This window comes from Neisseria sp. HMSC064E01 (genome assembly GCF_001808875.1).
GTDB classification, from domain to species: Bacteria; Pseudomonadota; Gammaproteobacteria; order Burkholderiales; family Neisseriaceae; genus Neisseria; species Neisseria sicca_A.
Genome location: NZ_KV794955.1, coordinates 15,634 through 16,022 on the forward strand (window position 1 = coordinate 15,634; position 389 = coordinate 16,022).

The following is a 389-nucleotide window of genomic DNA, read 5'->3' on the forward strand; positions in this document are numbered from 1 at the left end:
TTGTTTTTGTGGTTGTATTTCAGCAATCCCCCGTCTAACAACACACGGCAAACTTTTAATTCATCGAAACTTTGGGCGATTTCATCGGCAAAGACACGGCGGATTACCCACAATTCCAATTTCTCCCCCTCCTGTTTCCGATAGCCTGCATGGTCTTTATTGGTGCTTTTATCGCTCCAATCCGTAAACCTCATACCTAACGCGTATAGGTCGATAAAGTCCTCTGTCTGCTCGATGATTCGGCGGTCTTCGTGTTTCCCCGCTCCGTTGGCTTCCAGCCATTCATCAAAGCATTGTTTCACGCCTGCCATGCCTACGCCTGCTGCCAAACCTGTAACAGGGGCAGCAAGCTCCAAAGCGGCGGCGGCAAGGGCAAAGCGTTTTGCTAC

At 50.1% G+C, this 389-nt stretch carries 1 pseudogene; it reads right to left on the reverse strand.

Annotated features, from left to right (window positions below):
* Nucleotides 1-389 (reverse strand): annotated as a pseudogene (locus HMPREF2572_RS15265) (helicase); the annotation flags it as partial.